Origin of the sequence: Bradyrhizobium sp. GCM10028915 (assembly GCF_042666195.1) — a bacterium.
GTDB lineage: Bacteria > Pseudomonadota > Alphaproteobacteria > Rhizobiales > Xanthobacteraceae > Bradyrhizobium > Bradyrhizobium canariense_D.
In genome coordinates, this window is the sequence record NZ_JBHTFN010000003.1 from 268,385 (window position 1) to 285,820 (window position 17,436).

17 protein-coding genes are annotated in these 17,436 nt (G+C 64.7%); 3 read left to right on the plus strand and 14 right to left on the minus strand.

Annotated features, from left to right (window positions below; all coding sequences use genetic code 11):
* Positions 1–22 precede the first annotated feature (22 nt).
* The 3 genes from ACFQX9_RS02990 to ACFQX9_RS03000 are packed head-to-tail and all read left to right on the plus strand — an operon-like array spanning position 23 to position 2,821.
* A complete protein-coding gene (locus ACFQX9_RS02990) occupies positions 23–1,120 on the plus strand; it encodes a Gfo/Idh/MocA family protein (RefSeq protein WP_247370706.1) in 1,098 nt (365 codons plus the stop codon).
* A gap of 10 nt (positions 1,121–1,130) precedes the next feature.
* Positions 1,131–1,775 carry a ThuA domain-containing protein gene (locus ACFQX9_RS02995; protein WP_085352425.1) on the plus strand — a complete coding sequence of 215 codons (645 nt, stop codon included), beginning with the start codon at positions 1,131–1,133 and terminating at the stop codon, positions 1,773–1,775.
* A complete protein-coding gene (locus tag ACFQX9_RS03000) occupies positions 1,772–2,821 on the plus strand; it encodes a LacI family DNA-binding transcriptional regulator (RefSeq protein WP_085352453.1) in 1,050 nt (349 codons plus the stop codon). The genes ACFQX9_RS02995 and ACFQX9_RS03000 overlap by 4 nt, the downstream gene beginning before the upstream one ends.
* A 23-nt stretch (positions 2,822–2,844) precedes the next feature.
* Here ACFQX9_RS03000 and ACFQX9_RS03005 read toward each other — a convergent pair whose 3' ends face one another.
* Genes ACFQX9_RS03005 through ACFQX9_RS03070 form a run of 14 tightly spaced genes read right to left on the minus strand, consistent with a single transcriptional unit; the run spans position 2,845 to position 17,435 of the window.
* Complete coding sequence (locus ACFQX9_RS03005; protein ID WP_085352426.1) at positions 2,845–3,471, minus strand: FMN-dependent NADH-azoreductase; 627 nt, start codon at positions 3,469–3,471, stop codon at positions 2,845–2,847.
* A gap of 3 nt (positions 3,472–3,474) precedes the next feature.
* Entirely contained in the window at positions 3,475–5,049 is a 1,575-nt protein-coding gene (locus ACFQX9_RS03010) for an isochorismatase family protein (RefSeq protein ID WP_085352427.1), read from the minus strand.
* 18 nt (positions 5,050–5,067) lie between these two features.
* Positions 5,068–5,916: an MBL fold metallo-hydrolase gene (locus tag ACFQX9_RS03015; RefSeq protein WP_007593031.1), complete on the minus strand. Its 849-nt coding sequence runs from the start codon at positions 5,914–5,916 to the stop codon at positions 5,068–5,070.
* Positions 5,917–5,957: 41 nt separating this feature from the next.
* Positions 5,958–6,842 carry an amidohydrolase gene (locus ACFQX9_RS03020; RefSeq protein ID WP_085394194.1) on the minus strand — a complete coding sequence of 295 codons (885 nt, stop codon included), beginning with the start codon at positions 6,840–6,842 and terminating at the stop codon, positions 5,958–5,960.
* Positions 6,839–7,960, minus strand: coding sequence for a VWA domain-containing protein (locus ACFQX9_RS03025; RefSeq protein WP_377786503.1), 1,122 nt, complete (start codon positions 7,958–7,960; stop codon positions 6,839–6,841). Before ACFQX9_RS03025 ends, ACFQX9_RS03020 begins: the two co-directional genes overlap by 4 nt.
* Positions 7,957–8,838 carry a MoxR family ATPase gene (locus tag ACFQX9_RS03030; RefSeq protein ID WP_018458729.1) on the minus strand — a complete coding sequence of 294 codons (882 nt, stop codon included), beginning with the start codon at positions 8,836–8,838 and terminating at the stop codon, positions 7,957–7,959. Before ACFQX9_RS03030 ends, ACFQX9_RS03025 begins: the two co-directional genes overlap by 4 nt.
* Positions 8,839–8,845: 7 nt before the next feature.
* Positions 8,846–9,865 (minus strand): xanthine dehydrogenase family protein molybdopterin-binding subunit, encoded by a 1,020-nt coding sequence (locus ACFQX9_RS03035; RefSeq protein WP_247338708.1) that lies wholly within the window; start codon positions 9,863–9,865, stop codon positions 8,846–8,848.
* A gap of 1 nt (position 9,866) precedes the next feature.
* Entirely contained in the window at positions 9,867–11,462 is a 1,596-nt protein-coding gene (locus ACFQX9_RS03040) for a xanthine dehydrogenase family protein molybdopterin-binding subunit (protein ID WP_247412971.1), read from the minus strand.
* 11 nt (positions 11,463–11,473) lie between these two features.
* Positions 11,474–11,950 carry a (2Fe-2S)-binding protein gene (locus tag ACFQX9_RS03045; protein ID WP_085350838.1) on the minus strand — a complete coding sequence of 159 codons (477 nt, stop codon included), beginning with the start codon at positions 11,948–11,950 and terminating at the stop codon, positions 11,474–11,476.
* Positions 11,951–11,955: 5 nt separating this feature from the next.
* Positions 11,956–12,774 carry a xanthine dehydrogenase family protein subunit M gene (locus tag ACFQX9_RS03050; protein WP_085350839.1) on the minus strand — a complete coding sequence of 273 codons (819 nt, stop codon included), beginning with the start codon at positions 12,772–12,774 and terminating at the stop codon, positions 11,956–11,958.
* On the minus strand, positions 12,771–13,220 hold the full coding sequence (locus ACFQX9_RS03055; RefSeq protein WP_018458733.1) for an SRPBCC family protein: 450 nt from the start codon (positions 13,218–13,220) through the stop codon (positions 12,771–12,773). The genes ACFQX9_RS03050 and ACFQX9_RS03055 overlap by 4 nt, the downstream gene beginning before the upstream one ends.
* Positions 13,221–13,225: 5 nt before the next feature.
* Positions 13,226–13,663 (minus strand): SRPBCC family protein, encoded by a 438-nt coding sequence (locus ACFQX9_RS03060; RefSeq protein ID WP_018458734.1) that lies wholly within the window; start codon positions 13,661–13,663, stop codon positions 13,226–13,228.
* A 9-nt stretch (positions 13,664–13,672) separates the two neighbouring features.
* Positions 13,673–16,576 (minus strand): flotillin family protein, encoded by a 2,904-nt coding sequence (locus ACFQX9_RS03065; protein ID WP_026233647.1) that lies wholly within the window; start codon positions 16,574–16,576, stop codon positions 13,673–13,675.
* 25 nt (positions 16,577–16,601) lie between these two features.
* A complete protein-coding gene (locus ACFQX9_RS03070; RefSeq protein WP_018458736.1) occupies positions 16,602–17,435 on the minus strand; it encodes a phosphoenolpyruvate hydrolase family protein in 834 nt (277 codons plus the stop codon).
* Between the last annotated feature and the right edge of the window lies 1 nt (position 17,436).

The following is a 17,436-nucleotide window of genomic DNA, read 5'->3' on the forward strand; positions in this document are numbered from 1 at the left end:
ACGGTACCTCACGGAGATCACAATGAGAAAAGTCGGCATCGGCATCATCGGCTGCGGCAATATCAGCACCGCTTATCTGAAGGCGGCCCAGCGCTTCGCGGTCATGGAAATCAAGGCGCTCGCCGATATGCGCAGCGATGCGGCAGAGCGGCAGGGCGCCGCCTTCGGGTTGCCGGCGATGCGGGTTGATCAGCTGCTCAAGCGAGACGACGTTGAGATCGTCATCAATCTCACTGTGCCACTCGCCCACACCGACGTCAGCCTGGCGGTGCTGAACGCCGGCAAGCACGTTCATTCCGAGAAGCCGCTCGGCATTAACGTCACGGAAGCGCGCAAGGTGATGGAGCTCGCCGCGCAGAAGAATCTTCGCGTCGGTTGCGCGCCCGATACGTTCCTGGGCGGTGGGCACCAGACCGCGCGCAAGCTGATCGACGATGACGCGATCGGCACGCCCGTGGCCGGCAGCGCGTTCTTCGGCTGCCCCGGCCATGAGCGCTGGCATCCGGCGCCGGGTTTCTATTATTTGCGCGGCGGCGGCCCTATGCTTGACATGGGCCCGTACTACATCACCGATCTCGTGCAGCTGCTCGGCCCGGTGGCGAGCGTGATGGGCTCGACCGCGCGTCCGAAATCCGAGCGGCTGGTCACCAGCCAGCCGATGAACGGAACGCTGATCCCGGTCGAAGTTTCGACCCATGTCGCCGGCACGCTCGAATTCGAGGGCGGGGCGGTCGTCTCGATCGCGATGAGCTTTGATGTGCCGAAGCACCGGCACGCGCCGATCGAGATCTATGGCGACAAGGGCAGCATGCTCGTGCCCGATCCGAACCGCTTCGGTGGCGAGGTGCAGGTCGCCAAGACCGGCGGCGACTGGGAACCGGTGTCGCTGACCCACGGTCATGTCGATGGCGAGTTCCGTTCCATTGGCGCCGCCGATATGGCCTCCGCGATACTGAACAACCGGCCGCATCGTGCGAGCGGCGCGCTCGCTTTCCACGTGCTGGAGGTGATGGAGGCGTTCCAGATCTCTGCCGAGGAAGGCCGGCGCGTCAAGATCGAGAGCCGCGTCGAGCGGCCGGCGATGCTGCCGGCCGGGCGTGAAACCGGACAGATCGACTGAGGACAGAAACATGCGCAAGGCAATGATTGTATGGGGCGGTTGGCCCGGGCACGATCCCGATCTCTGTGCTTCGATGATCCGTGGTTGGCTGAAGGCTGAAGGCTTCGAGGTGCGGATCGAAACCACCACCGCCGCGTTCGCCGATCCCGCGATTCACGACCTGTCGCTGATCATCCCGATCTACACCATGTCGACAATCGAGAAGGCGGAAGCGCTCAATCTCTGCGCTGCGGTCCGGAGCGGCGTCGGGCTCGCCGGCCATCATGGCGGCATGGGCGACGCATTCCGCGATTCCGTCGACTACCAGTTCCTGTGCGGCGGGCAGTGGGTTGCGCATCCCGGCAACATCATCGACTACAAGGTCGACTTGACGAAGCCGGATGATCCCATCATGAAGGGCCTGAAGAGTTTCGAGCATCGTTCCGAGCAGTACTACATGCATGTCGACCCCGCCAACGAGGTGTTGGCGACGACGACCTTCACCGGCGAGCACGCGCCCTGGATCGAGGGCGTGGTAATGCCCGTGGTCTGGAAGAAGCGATACGGCGCGGGCAGGGTGTTCTATTCCTCGCTCGGCCACCGCGCTTACGAACTCGACGTACCGGAAATCCGAACGTTGATGACCCGCGGCATGCTGTGGGCGGCGCGCGAATGAATGCTGGTGCGAGCCAGCCGGTGATTCGTGCCACGCTTGAGGACGTTGCGCGCACGGCGGGTGTTTCGCTCGCCACGGTCGACCGCGTCGTCAACCGGCGCGAGGGCGTGCGCGCCAAGACCGTCGCGCGGGTCGAGGCCGCGGTGGCAAAACTCGGCTATCGAGCCGACGTCGCGGCCGCGCGGCTTGCCCGCGGGCAGACGTTCCGCTTTGCCTTTGTGCTGCCGACGGGCAGCAACAGCTTCATGACCAACCTGACCGAGCAGGTCCAGCGCACCGCAGACTGGCTCGCCGGCCAGCGCGGCTTCATTGATATCCTGCGTGTCGACGTGTTCGATCCGGACGTACTCGCCGCCGCGCTGGAAAATCTCTCGCCTGCCTATCAGGGCGTCGCCGTGATCGCGCTCGACCATCCCAGGGTGCGCGCCGCGATCGACGAACTCACTGCGCGCGGGGTCGCTGTGGTGACCCTCGTGTCGGACGCGCCGAGCTCGCGCCGGCTGCACTATGTCGGCATCGACAACCCGGCGGCAGGCCGCACCGCTGCAACGCTGATGGGACGGTTCCTCACTGGTCGCAAGGGGACGGTGGCCGTCATCGCGGGATCGTTGTCGCTGCGCGATCACACCGAGCGGCAGTTCGGCTTCCACCAGATCCTGTCCAGCGAGTATCCGAACCTGCACGCGCTGCCCGTGATCGAGGGCCGCGACGACAGCGAGCGCACCCGGGAGCTCACTGCGGCACTGCTCGCGCGCCAGCCCGATCTGCGCGGCATATACTGCTGCGGCGCCGGGAACCGTGGCATCGCCGACGCGCTCGAGGCCTCGGGACGGGCGCGCGAGGTGGTCTGGATTGCCCATGAGCTGACCCAATACACGCGGCGTTTCCTGGTCCGCGGCACGCTCGATGCCATCATCAACCAGGATCCCGGCCACGAGGCACGGTCTGCGGCGCGAGTCCTGCTCGCGCATTGTTCGGGTGAGCCGATCAGCCCCGACCAGGAGCGCATCCGCATCGACATTTTTCTGCGGGACAATCTGCCGTAGCCTCGACTGACCTGCGGGGCGCATCAGAAGCTCTCGGCCATTGCGGCCAGGCGTCGATGGGCTCGTTCGCGAGCCACCTCAATGGGCTGTTGCGGTCCGGTGGTTGGTCCGATCGGAATGAAACGGACATTGTTGATACCGACAAAACGCAAAATTTCGCGCAGGTAAGGCGCTGCCATGTCGATGCGCCCGCGATTCATTCCGGTGGCGAAATCGCTGCCACTGGCAATGATGACGATGGTCGGCCGGTCCTTCAGCAACGGGATATACCCCAGCGACGGATCGAACCGAAAGGTGAGCCCGGGCTGGACGATGATGTCGAACCATTGCTTGAGCTTATAGGGAATGCCGAAGTTCCACATCGGCGTCGAAATCAGCACCCGCTCGGCGAGCGCTAAGCGCACCGCCATCCGCTCGGCTTCCGCGAAGCTGTCCCGCTGCGAGTCGTTGAAGGCCTGCGCCTTCATCCGTGCATATTTGGCTTCGACAATGGGGCCTGAAAATTCCGGCAAGCGCTCGCGCCAGAGATCCATAACGTCCACGTCCCAGTCGGGCCGAGCTCGGCGAAAGCCGTCGAGGAAAACGCGTGCGCCGGCGCCTGACCAGGAGTCGCCGCGGGGCGAGCAAGACAGGTGCAGGAGCTTCGCCACCGCTCATCCCAGCGCTTTGATGACCGCATCGGCCTTGGTCACGACGGCGACGTTCTGCATGGCGAAATCGATCGACGCGGCGTGCCAATCGGCGTTCATGGTCGAGCAGCAATCCTCGGGAACGATCATGAAGTAGCCCTTGTCGGCACCGGTCCGCGCCGTGTGCTCGACCGACATGTTGGTCCAGGCGCCGGTGTTGATGATCATGTCGCGGCCGGTGGCTTTCAGGATCGTTTCGAGCCTCGTGCCTTCCCAGGCGCTCATTCGTACCTTCTCGACCACGAAATCGCCGGGCCGTGGTTCGAGACCTGACACCGGTGCCGCCCCCCAGCTTCCGCGCACCATCGCCTTGCTGTCGACGAGACCCTCGAACAGCGGCGCATTCAGCGTCACGCCGGGCGCGCCGGGCTCGACGACGAACCAGACATGAATGATGGCGACGCCGCGCACCCGTGCCGTTTCGGCCAGGCGGCGGACATTCTCGACGACGCGCTGCTGCTTCGCGTGACCTGGCGCGCCGGAATCGGCAAAGGCGCCGCCGTCCATGATGACGTCGTTCTGGAGATCCTGGATGATCATGGCGCAGCGTCGCGGGTCGAGCTGCATTTCGCCGTCGGCAAGGATGGGGGCAGCGGAAGCAGAGCCCGCGGCCGCCGTGCCGCTGCCTCGCTTGCCGCTCATATAGGGCTCGTGGCGCGGTCCGACCCTGGTGGGAATGGCATAGACCGAGTGCGTCGAAGTCAGATACAGCGTGCGGAAATCCGGCCCGCCCCAGGTAAGGTTGGCGACGAGTTCGGGCAAGCGGAGCTTGCCGAGCAGCTCGCTCCGCGGCGAATAGACCCAGACCCCGCCGGGTGCCGTAACCCAGACGTTGCCGTGCTGGTCGCACTTCATGCCGTCGGGCAAGCCGGGCTCGAGCTCGGAGCGGATACCGCTCGCGAACACACGCGCACTCGACAGCGAGCCGTCGCCGTTGACGTCGAATACACGGATGAGTGCCTGCACGGTGTCGTTGACATAGAGCAGTTTCTCGTCGGGCGAGAAGCACAGCCCGTTCGGCTGGTCGAACAGATTGCGGTCCACGACGAGCTTCGGGTCGGCGCCGGGCACGACGCGATAGACGCCTTGGAAACCGAGCTGCCTCGGCCGCTCGACGCCATAGACCGGCATGCGGCCATACCAGGGGTCCGAGAAATAGATCGCGCCGGAGGAGTGCACGCAGACGTCGTTGGGGCTGTTGAGCTCCTGTCCCCCAAAGTGCGAGGCCAGCACCTCGCGCCGTCCGTCCGGCCGCTCGCGGATCAACGACGATGTCGCGTGCTCGCAAACGATCAAATTGAGCTCGGCGTCATAGGTCATGCCGTTGCATTTGTTCGAGGGACGCTTGACCTCGGCGACGCCGCGCCGCGCATCCCAGCGCCGGCGCACGTCGCCCGGCATGTCTGAGAACAGCAGATAATGATCCACCGGATGCCAGATCGGTCCTTCCGTAAAGTCAAAACCGGTGCCGATTTGCGCGACTGGTGCGTAGGGATCGATCAGGGTCTCGAATTCGGAGCGCAAGGTGACGTGGGTCATCGGTCGATCCTCTGGCGTCTAGGCCGGAAACCAGTTGCGCTGGGGCAGAGACTGCACGACCGGCCCAGGCACCTGGTCGTGCAGCCGGCCGACGACGTTGCCGCCTTCGATCTTGGCGGGGCGGTCGTGGACCGGCAGCAGATAGCGCGAATTGCTGAGCAGCTTTTTGATGGCGGCCTTCTCGGCCCGCTTGGTGGTGCCGTGGTTGCCAGTGGTGCGCGGCTCCCAGTCGTGGATCTCGTTGAAGGGCGTCACGATCTGGTCGTTGAAATCATAGATGACGTCGCCGCAGATGGTGGCGATGCCGTCGGCAGTTTCGACGATGATATTCATCGATCCCTCGGTATGCGCATTCGCGGCGTCGCAGTAGACACCCGGCATCAACTCGATGGGACCTGTGATCTCGAGGTCGAGAAAGCGCAGCGCACTCTTGGTGTGCAGACGGTCGATCAGATGCTTGATATCCGGTGCCGGATATTGCGGATGCATCAGGCCGGACACAGAATATTCAAGCTCCCGACGGTTGAGGACGACGGTCGTGTTCATCGGAAACAGATCGTCCTTGCCGGCGTGGTCGATGTGCAGATGGGTGTGGCAGACGAAACGCACATCGCCCATCCGCACGCCGTGCCGCGCAAGCTGGTTCTCGATCATGTGCTCGTGATACTGCAGGCCGCGCATCCCCAGCGTTTCCATGATCTGGTTGGAACGGTAACCGGTGTCTACCACGACCGGATACTTGCCGCCGAGGATCAGGAAACCGAGGGTGAGGACGCGGCGGGTGCGGCCGCAATCGCGGCCGAGAACCAAAAAGCTCGATTCCAGCTCAATATCGCCATAGTCCAAAATCTTGATCTCCAGCGGCATTCCGTCCCTCCCTGTGTCCGTTCTCGTTGTTTCCTCGGCGCTCAGAGCCGATAGACGCGCATAGCGGTGGTCTTGAAAATGGCTTCGCGCTGATCATCGCGTAGCGGCGCCGCGGCGGCACGGAATGCATCGATCAACGCGCGATAGCTGGTCCACAATTTCTCGATCGGAAAATTCGAGCCGAACAGGCAGCGTTCGGCGCCGAAGATCGCAATCGTATCGGTCAGGACGGATGCGATATGCGCGGGGTCGTTGCGGTGGATGAAGGTTCCGAGCCCCGATAGTTTCGACACGACGTTCGGGCATGCGGCGAGGCGGGCCATCCCGGCGCGCCACGCGGCGCGGCCTGCCGGTGAAAGGTCCTCCAGCATGCCGGCGTGCTGGAGGATAAAGGTCACCTTAGGGCAGGATTCCGCAAGGCGCGCAGCGTCAGGCATCTGTGGCGTGAACACCTGAAGGTCAAAGCTCCAGCCATAATCCGCAAGGCGGGCGATATTGCGCTGGATCACGGGATCGGTGCAAAGGTCCGGCCGCGCGGCAAAGCGATAAAGCGGGTTCTCGTGCCAATGCAGTTGCATGCGAACGCCGCGTACGAGGGCATAACGCTTCAGGCGGTCGAGCTGTGGACGCACGTCGTCCACCGAAAAGTCGGCGTAAGCTACGATGGCATGCGGCCAGCCGTGCTCCTCGGCGGTCTGCTGCACCCAAGCGGCCTCGTCCTCGAAGCGGTCATTGGCCCAGTTGGTCTGGACATAGACCGAGCGGGTAACGCCGCTGCCCTCGATGTCGCCGAGATATTCCTCGATCGGGTAATCGCGCCGGATCGGCTCGTACGGACCGAAGATGCGCGGCTGCATCGGACCCACCAGCCAGGGCAGGTCGGTCTGGCGCCAGATATGATGGTGCCCATCGACGACGTCGGTCACGCAACTCTCCTTTGTCCCAGCGCCAGCACATGCGCGACGATCGACGCGCTCGAGCCACCATCGACGAGGTCGTCGACGAAGCGTTCGATCGCGACCAGCGCTTCGGTCTGCGGGCGAAAGTCGGGACCAGCCGCGAGCGGTGTCAGCCAGCTCACGCGCCACGCACGGCGCGATAGTTTCGCGACCGCATCGCGCAGCGCATCGGGTTCGCCCCGTTCCAGGCCGTCGGAAACGATGATCACGGCAGCGCCCCGCGCGTATCCACCGAAGCGGGGCACGGCGAGAAACGCCTGAAGCGCATCGCCGATTCGGGTGCCGCCGTCCCAGTCGCTGACCGCATGGGCCGCCGCCCTGAGCGCCTGCTCTCGGCGTTTGAGTCGCAACGGGCGGGTGATGCGGGTCAGCCGCGTGCCGAAGGTGAAGACCTCGACGTTGGGTGCCGCCTGCACCAGCGTGTGCGCGAACTTCATATTCTCTTCGGTGCGGGTCTTCATCGAGCCGGAGACGTCAATCAGAAGCAACACCTTGCGCGGGCGTTGCCGCCGCTTCAAACGTCCCAGCCGGAGGATTTCGCCATCGCTGCGAACGGAGTCGCGCAGGGTGCGGCGCAAATCCGCGTAGGGTCCGCTGCGAGCCCGCATGCGGCGATGGCCGCGCCGCTTCGGCAGGCGCCTCGGCGCCTCGCGGGACAGCCGGCGCAGCGCATCGGTGGTCGAGAGCTGCGCAAAGCGGCGCTCGACCAGGGCTCCGGCGCGCGCAGCTGCGAGACCGGACTCGTTGGCCTCGTCCGACAACAGCGGCTCGTCGTTTCCACGGGCCTCCTCTTGCAGCCGAACAGTCTCGTCGTCCTCACCGTCATTGACGCGGTCGATTGCCTCGTTCCCGCGAAAATGCAGATCGAACAGCCGGTCGAACGTTGCGCGACGCTCTGGTGGAGGGGCTAGTGTTGCGAGGGCTGCCTGCCGAATGTCCTCCAGGCTGCGGGGACCGAGCAACTGGATTGCGGCCAGGAACGACGTCGTCTGTTCCGGTGCGACGGCAAATCCGTTCGTTCGCAACAAGCCGACGAACGAGATGAATACACGCGCAGCGCGCGGCAATTCGGGTTCGGCGCTCATGCAGAGGCCTCCGCCAGCAGGGCATCGAGGCGCGGCGAAATGAAGTGCAGATCCTCCTCGTCTTTCAAGGCAACGCCGATCGAGCGCCTGAAGGCATCAGGCCACCGTGCGCCGCCCTTGTGCAGCAGCGTGGCGGCCTCGGCCCAGTCGACGGCCTCGGCGATCCCGGGCGCCTTGCTGAGTGGTTCGCGTCGCAGCTTCTCGACGGCGGCGACGACGGCCCGCGCGGTGCCCTCGGCGACGCTGGAGGCCCGCATCATCACGATGCGCGCTTCGCGCTCGGCGGAGGGATAGTCGATCCAGTGATAGACGCATCGCCTCCGCAACGCTTCATGAAGATCCCGCGTGCGGTTCGAGGTCAGGACGACAACCGGGCGCTCAGAGGCGCGAACCGTACCGCGCTCCGGAATCGAGATCTGGAAGTCGGACAGGAACTCGAGCAGGAAGGCTTCGAATTCTTGGTCGGCGCGGTCGATTTCGTCGATCAGCAGCACAGTTGAGTCAGGTGCGCGCAGCGTCGCCAGCATCGGTCGCTCGATTAAAAACGTTTCGCCGTAGATGTCGACGCTCTCATCGCCGGCCTGGCGGATTGCGAGCATCTGGCGCGGATAGTTCCATTCGTAGAGTGCGGCAGATGCGTCGATGCCTTCGTAGCATTGCAGGCGGATCAGGCGGCGGCCGAGGACCGCGGCAATGGCTTTGGCGGCCTCGGTCTTGCCGACGCCCGGCGCGCCCTCGAGCAGCAATGGCTTGCCGAGTGCCAGCCCGAGATAGGCTGCGGTCGCCAGCCCCTCGTCGGCAAGGTAATAGGCTGCCCGAAGCGCTTTCTCCAGTGCCTCTGGGCTGTCGATGCCGACGATGTTGCTGCGGACGGCCATCGAGACCTCAGCGCCGCGCCTGAGGGCGCGCGCCGCCCTCCTTGATCGCGCGCAGCACCTTCTCCGGCGTAATCGGCAGATCGTCGATGCGCACGCCGACGGCGTTGAAGATGGCGTTCGCAACCGCCGGCAATACGGGATTCGCGCACATTTCGCCGGGCCCCTTGGCGCCGAAGGGGCCATCGGGAGCGGGGCGTTCCAATACGGCGATGTCGTGCGGGCAGATATCGCCAGGACCGGGCATGACATATTCGACGAAGTCGCGAGGGCCGTGGACCGGGTCGGGATAATAGGGTTCTGGCGTCTCGTAGAGCGCGTGACTGACGCCCATCCAGGCGCCGCCGACGAGCTGTTGCTCGACCAGGCGCGGGTTGAGCGCACGGCCGAGCTCATAGGCAGAATCCATGCGGATCATCGTGACCTCGCCGGTCTCGTCGTCAACCTCGACCTCGGCGACGAGACAGGCATGGGCGTAACAGGTCGCCGGCGACATCTCGCCGGTTTCCGGATCGACATTGGACAGAGGAACCAGGAAGATGCCACGGCCGGCGATGGTCTTGCCTTGCTTGAACTGCGCGGCGATGGCGACGTCCTTGGTGGAGATCGAGCGGTGCGGCGCGCCCTTGACGTGGATGTTGCCACGCCCGTCGGTTTCAAGATCGGCGGCGTTGACCTCCAGTTCCTCCGCGGCGGCCTCCATCATCACGCCGCGGGCCTCGCGCGCCGCCGCCATCACGGCATTGCCGACGCGATGGGTGCCGCGCGAGGCGAACGAGCCCATGCAGTGCGGGCCGGTGTCGGAATCGGCGGTGTCGACATAGACGTCCTCGACGGGCACGCCGAGCGTCTCTGCGCAAATCTGCCGCGTTACCGACTTCATGCCCTGGCCGAGGTCGATCGAGGATAGCGCCACGGTGAACTTGCCGCTTGGATTGGAATGAACCAGGGCTTGGCTGGGATCGCCGCCGAGGTTCATGCCGATGGGATAGTTGACCGACGCGATGCCGCGTCCGCGATGTCGGGTCATCTTAACGTCTCCTGGTGCCGAACACGGATGAGAAGCGGCCCGCCCCATGCGAGGGCGATGCCGGCCGCGGTGGCTGCGGCGGGGGCGGAGCGGGTGGTGGGGGCTCGCGCGGCGGTTCCCGTAACCCGGCCGTCGGCAGGCGATCATAGCTCGTGCGCTGCTGCGCCGGCGCAGCTGTCCTCGCGGAGGTGTCGGAAGGCGTCCGCGGGATGGCGGCGCGGCTGCCGCCACCGTCCTTGCGCGAGGAGGCGCGCTTGAACTCGTCGCGGATCGGCCATTTGGCTTTCTCCGCGGCGACCTGGACGCACTCGATCAGCGCCGTGTTCTTGGCCTCGCGCCGATGCGCCTTCATGTCGCCGTCGCGATAGGCATTGAGAATGCGGAACTCCATCGGATCCATGCCAATGAGATTCGCGAGCTTGTCCATCTGGCACTCAATCGCAAAATCCATTGCGGTGACGCCGAAGCCGCGCATCGCGGTCGCCGGCGTACGGTTGGTGAAGACGCAGTAGACGTCGCCATAGACGTTCGGGATGGTGTAGGGCCCTGGCAGGTGGGCTGCGCATTTCACGGCTGCATAACTGGAGAGCCGGGTATATGCGCCGCTGTCGAAATATGCGCGGATCTTTCTCGCGACGACCCGGCCATCGCGCATCACGCCGTCCTTGATGTAGATGCGCTCGGCGCCGCGCGGCGGGCCGTATTGCATCTCTTCTTCGCGTCCGAACACGTAGCGCACGGGACGTCCCGTTAGCATCGCACCTAGGATGCATAAAGGTTCGGTCAGCGTGTCCACCTTGCCGCCAAAGCCGCCGCCGACGGTGCCGCCGATGAAATGGAAGGTGTTGGAGGGGACGTCGAGAATCTTGGCGCAGGTGTCAACCGAGAAGAACAGCGCCTGCGTCGACGTATAGACGACATAGCGACCGTTGGTGTCGGGCGCCGCGATCGACCCGTTGGTTTCAGTCGGCGCGTGCTCGATTGGTGACATCTGGTAGCGTTGTTCGAGCACGTGATCGGCAGTCGCGAGTGCGGCATCGGCATCGCCGAAGCGGAGCTTTTGGTGGTCGTATCTGTCGTGATAAATGAAGGCATTCTTCGGATAGGTATCGTTGACGACGGGCGCGCCCGCCTTCAGCGCATCTTCCACGTCGAACACGGCCGGCAGCGGCTCATAGTCGATCCGTACCTTCGCAATGGCCTCAAAAGCCTCGCGCTCGCTGTCGGCGACGATGGCTAGGATCGGCTCACCCTTGTAGCGGACCTTGTCGACGGCCAGCGACGGCTCGTCGTCCTTGCCGAAATTGATCAGGCTCAAAAGTGTGTTGAGGTTGCGGGGCACGTCCGAGCCGCGGATGATCCGGCGCACGCCGGCTGAGCGTTCAGCGTCGGTTGTGTCGATCCGCCGGATCCTTGCGTGCGAATGGGTCGAGCGAACGACTTTCAGGTGCAGCATGCCCTGGAGCTTGTGGTCGTTGAAATAGCTCGATGTGCCCGTGACATGGCCGAGCATGTCCTGGCGCTGTGTGCCCTTGCCGATCTCCTTGAGATCGTCGTCGCGCTCGTCGGCGAAAATGTCTTTGCGCAGTTCCAGCATGATCTGGTCCTTCAGGCGCTCACCCGGCCGCCGGAGGCAGCGAGGATGGCGTTGATGATCGGCTCGTAGCCGGTGCACCGGCAGATGTTGCCGGAGATCGCCTCGACGACTTCAGCGCGGCTCGGGGAGGGATTGCGATCGAGCAATGCCTTGGCAGCCATCAGCATGCCCGGCGTGCAATATCCGCACTGGGCAGCAAAATTCTCGGCAAAGGCGCGTTGCAGCGGATGGAGGTTCGGTCCCTGCTTCAGGCTATCCAGCGTCTCGACGGAGCGGCCCGCGACCGTCTCGGCCAGCGTCAGACAGGAGAGATGAAGCTCGCCATCGATCAGAACGCTGCACGTGCCGCAGCCGCCCTGGCCGCAACCGAATTTCGGCGTTATGTCGCCGATCAATTCGCGGAGGGCGACGAGCAGGTTGGTGCCGCCATCGACGAAAATGGCGACCTCGCTGCCGTTGTGACGAAATTGCAGGGCAGTCTTGGCCATACGATCTATTCCTGACCCAAGAGAAGACGACGCAGATGTACGCCGACGATCTCGCGGCGATACCAGGCGCTGCCGAGCGCGTTGTCGGATGGCGATGTTCCTTCCGCGGCTGCGGAGGCTGCGGCCGCAACGGTCGCGGCATCGAGCGATCGGCCTTCCAAAGCGCGTTCGGCCGCCCGCGCACGTATTTGCGTCGGCGCCATCGATCCCAATGCAATTCGTGCCCCGGCGATCCGTCCGCCACTGATTGGTAGATGTGCGGCGAGCGTGATGACCGAGCCGCCTTTGGGCTTGATCCGCGCGATCTTGCGGTAGCGGAAAGCCTCCGGGCTTGTCGGTCGCGTGCAGGACACCGACAGCACGAGCATGCCCGCCTGCCTTTCACGCGACTGCAAAAACTCCTCAATTGGAATGTCGCGCGATCCAAAGCCGCCTTGCAGGGCCACCGTGGCATCGAGCGCAAGCAGGGCGACGGTGAAATCGCCATAGGGATTAGGCGCAAACAGATTGCCGCCCACCGTACCCATGTTGCGCACCGCCGGGCCGCCAATCGAGCGGGCAGGGGCGTGCAGGAAAGCGAGGTCACGCTCGCCCAGAATCCGGGCGAAAGTTACGCCAGCACCCAAGGTGATCCGCGGACCAGATGGGTCGATGCGCGTCAAGGCTTGGTCATTGGCGCGCACGATGGTCGAGAGCGAGATATCGCCTTCGTTCAGAGCGCGCATCACGAGCGTGCCGCCACCGAGATAGCGAGCGGTGCGATCGGACGACAGCGCGGCGGCGGCCTCGCTCGAGCTTGTGAAGGTCTTCACCGTCACAGTCATGTTGACACAGCCTCCTTGAGGTGTCGGCGGATCGCTACGAATCCCGCTTGGTAGATATCTTCCGCGACCATGTGGGTGATACGATCCTTGTCCTCCGGCCGCGTCGAGAAGCGCGATTCCCAGTGCCAGAAGGTACGGTCGCCGTCCGTCACGGGCAGCAGGCGGACGTGGGCTACGTAGTTGAACATCGGGACCGGCGTATCGAGCAGGCAGTAGCTGAAGGTCTGCTCCAGATCCGACAGCGTCAGCAATTGCTCGCGCAGCTCCGAGCCGTCCTGCAGCTTGAACCGCCTGACGCAGCCGATCTTGTCCGAGGCCTGCGCCCGCTCGATGGTGGAGGCCGCGACCGCCGGATGCCAGCGATCGTGCCCGTTGAAATCGCGCAGCACCGCCCACACGGACCCGGTCGGCGCATCCAGGATCGTGCTCTTGACGATATGCGGCACTGCGCTCAGCCTCCGAACTGGCGTTTGAGGGCGTCGAAGCCGCCCTGGAACACGCCGCCGCCGATATTCGCGACAAGCTCCGCCTCCCGCTCGGGTGCGCATTCGAACTCAGCGGTCCATTCCATGAAGGTCTGGTCGCCATCCGTGACCGGCGTCAGCCGAAGCGTCGCGACGTAGTCCTCGACCCCCATCGGGGATTCGAGGATCGAGTAGGTGCAGAACATGTCGTAATCGGACAGGCCAAGCAGCTTTTCCCGGATGCGATCGCCGTTGCGGAGGCGAAAATCCCTGACGCAGCCGATCTTGTCGGAGGGCTCGCCACCCTCGATGCGGCTTTCCGCAATCGCGGGATGCCAGTTCGGCAGACCGTTGAAGTCGCGCACTCGCGCCCAGACGCGATCGTTGCGCGCCTTGACGACGGTCGAGACGTAGACGCGGGCCATGGTGCGACCTCAGCTCTTCTTTCGGGGGCTGCGCTCGGCGGGCGGCTCGCCGTCGGCTGCAGGCGAGGGTGCAGCGGCTGGCTTCTCGCCACCGCCGCCGCTCTTGCGCGCGGAGTCCTTGATGCCCTGCATGTCGCGAGCTTCCCGGATCAGGCCTGGCATCTTGGCGAGGCTGCCACCTTCGACGCCGATGTCCGCCAGAAGCGAATCGATCAGCGGCGCCTGGACGCGGTAGCGCAGCGCCGAGTCGATCACCTCGTCGGTGGCGCTGCGGCCGCCATTCCCGCCATGGCCGTTGCCGTTGAGACCATCGACTTGCAGGATGCGGATGCCCTCGATCTTCTCCATCGGCTTGACGCTCTCACGGACGATGCCCTCGATGCGGTCGAGCAGCTTTCTACGGAATAGCGAGTAGCGCGCCTGGTCGGTCAGCACGTTCTCGGCCTCGTTGAGCATACGCTGCGCCTCGGCCTCGACTGCAGCGCGGATCCGTTCGGCTTCCGCGGCAATTCGCGTCTCCTCGGCCTGCTTCTCGGCGATCAGGATCTCCACGGTCTTGCGACGCTTCGCGATCTCGCTCTCGCGCGCGGTTATGACGCGCTCGGTGGCTTCAGTGGCATGCACCCGCGCTTCCTCAGCCGAGGCCTTGGCCGCGGATTCCTCCAGCGACTTGAGGTGGATAGCAATCGCCTTTTCCATCAAGACGGTCTCGACCTCCTTCTCGCGATTGATTTCGAGCTTGCGCAACTCGCGCTCGCGGCCGATGCGGGCCTCGTCGAGGCCGCGATCGGAGGCGATGCGGGAGCGCTCAACCTCTTCCCGCGCGGCAATCTCGGCTTCCTGGAGCGACTGGACGCGAGCGACTTCGAGCTGTTCGATCGAACGGCGGCGCTCGATTCGCGCCGCCTCCAGCGCATGCTCGCGCGAGACGTCGGTGGTCTCGACCTCCTTGCGCGCGACAATCTCGGCCTGCCTGACCTGGCGGTCGGCGTCGATGCGCTCGGACTTCTTGGTCGAGAGCGCGATGACGCGGTCCTCATCCGCGATCTCGATCGCCTTCTTGTGCTCGATATTGAGGACTTCGCGCTTCTTGGAGGACGTGATCCGCTCGGCCTCGAGCGCGAGATCGACGCCGATGCGCTGGCGCTCGATGGCGTCGCGGCGCTTCAACTCGGCCGCCTCGAGCACGGCTGAGCGCTCGATCTCGAGCGCGCGTGTGTCACGCTCGGCCTGGATACGCTCGGCTGCAACGGACTTCTCCTGCGCGATCCGGGCGGCTTCGATGGCTTCCCGCGAGGCAATGTCGGCTTCCTCGACGGCGCGGTTGCGGGCGATTTCCAGCGACCGCACGCGCTCTTGCTGGGTGATGCGGGCAGCTTCGGTGGCTTCGCGCGCCGCGACCTCTGCGACTTCCAGCGTCTGATTTCGCTCGATTTCCAACTGCCGGGTATTCTGCTCGACCGCGATGCGCTCGACGGCGAGCCTGTGCTCCCGGTCGATTCGCGCCGCCTCGACCGCGCGCTGCGCCTCAATCTCGGCTTCCTGGATGTTACGCACCTGCTGGATCTCCAGCGCACGGGTGCGCTCATCGGATGCGATGCGCTCGACATTGACAATCATGGTCTGGGCGATGCGGGCCTTTTCGGTCGTCTCGCGGGCAGCAATCTCGGCTTCGTCCACGGCGCGGGTCCGGTCGATCTCGCGGCGCCGGGTCTCCTCTTCGTTAGCGATGCGGGCGTCGGTCACGACGCGGTCCTGCTGGATACGCGCTTTCTCGATCGCTTCGCGGGCGGTGATCTCGGCTTCCTCGACGGTCCGCATCCGCTCGATTTCGCGCTGGCGCACCTCGCGCTCGGAAGCGATGCGGCTGGTATCGATCGAGCGCTGGTTGGCGATCCGGGCTTTTTCGATTTCCTCCCGTGCGAGCAGTTCCTTCTCCTCGATGGTGCGGGTGCGCTCGATCTCCCGCTGGCGGGTCTCACGCTCCGAGGCGATACGGGCTTCGGCGATCGCCTGGTCGTTGGCGATTCGCGCCTTCTCGATGGTTTCACGGGCGGAAATCTGCGCCTGCTCAGCTTCGGTCTCGCGCAGGGCCCGTTCGCGTGCGACCTCGGTGCGTTGCAGGGCGCGGCGCATCTCGATGTCACGCTCCTGTTCGAGGCGCGCCGTCTCGCTTTCGCGTTCGATCTCGAGAGCCTGCCGCTCGGCCTCCAGGTTGCGGGAGCGGATCTTGATCATCGAATCCTGCTCGATGTCGTTGCGCAGTTTGCGCTTGGCCTCGATGTCCTCCATCAGGCGGGTCAGACCTTCGGCGTCGAAGCGGTTCGAGGGGTTGAAGAATTCGAGATCGGTCTGGTCGAGATCGGTGATCGCGACTGATTCCAGCTCGAGCCCGTTCTGGGCGAGGGCCTCTGCGGCGTTCGCCTTGAGGCGGGCGACGTACTCACCGCGCTGCTCGTGCATCTGCTCGAGGGTCATCTCCGAGGCAACGGAACGAATGGCCGAGATGAATTTGCCGGCGAGGAGGGCGTGGAGCTGTTCGGGCTCCATGGTGCGGCGGCCGAGTGTGGCGGCCGCGATAGACACGGCTTCGCGGGTCGCCTGCACGCGGACATAGAAATCGGCCTCGATGTCGACGCGCATGCGGTCACGGGTGATCACGGCGTCCTGGCGGGAGCGCACGATGCCCATCGGCTGCACGTTCATGTTGACGGGCGTGTAGTCGTGGATGAACGGCAGCACGAAGGCGCCGCCGTTGATCACAACGCGCTCGCCGAGCAGGCCGGTCCGGACGAATGAGGTCTCCTTGGACGAGCGGTGATAGAGCCAGTTCACGATGTAGACGCCGACCACGATCACCACGACGGCGACGATCAGCCAGAGGATCAATTCACCGACCAGAGTCCCTGACATGTTTCTCTCCCTCGACCTTTCGGCGTTATCGCGCGCCGATCGCCTTGAATTTGCGAACCTGATCCGTCAGCGCCCGCTCGACCGGCAGCCGTTCCATTGAGGAGGCGCCGTAGAAGCCGTGGCAGTTGCGTGTGTTCCTCATGATGAAATCGGCATCGTCCGGATCGGAGATTGGTCCGCCATGAGCGAGCACCAGAATGTCCGGATTGACGCCGAGCGCGGCGGAGGCCCAGGTGTCGATGTGCGCTGGGCAATCGGTCAGCTTGAGTGCGGTCTGCGCGCCGATGCTGCCCCCGGTCGTCAGGCCCAGATGACAGACGATGATATCCGCGCCTGCGATCGCCATCGCGGCAGCTTCCTTCTCGCTAAAGACGTAGGGCGTCGTCAGCAGGTCCTTCTCGCGCGCCTTTGCGATCATGTCGATCTCGAGGGCATAGGACATACCGGTCTCTTCGAGATTGGCGCGGAACACGCCGTCGATAAGGCCGACGGTCGGAAAGTTTTGTACGCCAGCGAATCCGAGCGCTTTCAATTGGTCCAGGAAAAGATCCATGTCGCGGAACGGATCCGTGCCATTGACGCCGGCGAGCACTGGCGTCCTGGTCACCACGGGCAGCACTTCGCCGGCCATCTCCAGCACGATGGCGTTGGCGTCGCCGTAAGCCATCAATCCCGCGAGCGAGCCTCGGCCGGCCATGCGGTAGCGGCCGGAATTGTAGACGACGATGAGGTCGACACCGCCGGCCTCCTCGCACTTGGCCGACAGGCCGGTGCCGGCGCCGCCGCCGACGATGGGCTCGCCGCGCCTTGCCATCTCGCGGAAGCGATTCAACAGTGCAGCGCGTTCAAACCGGGCCATC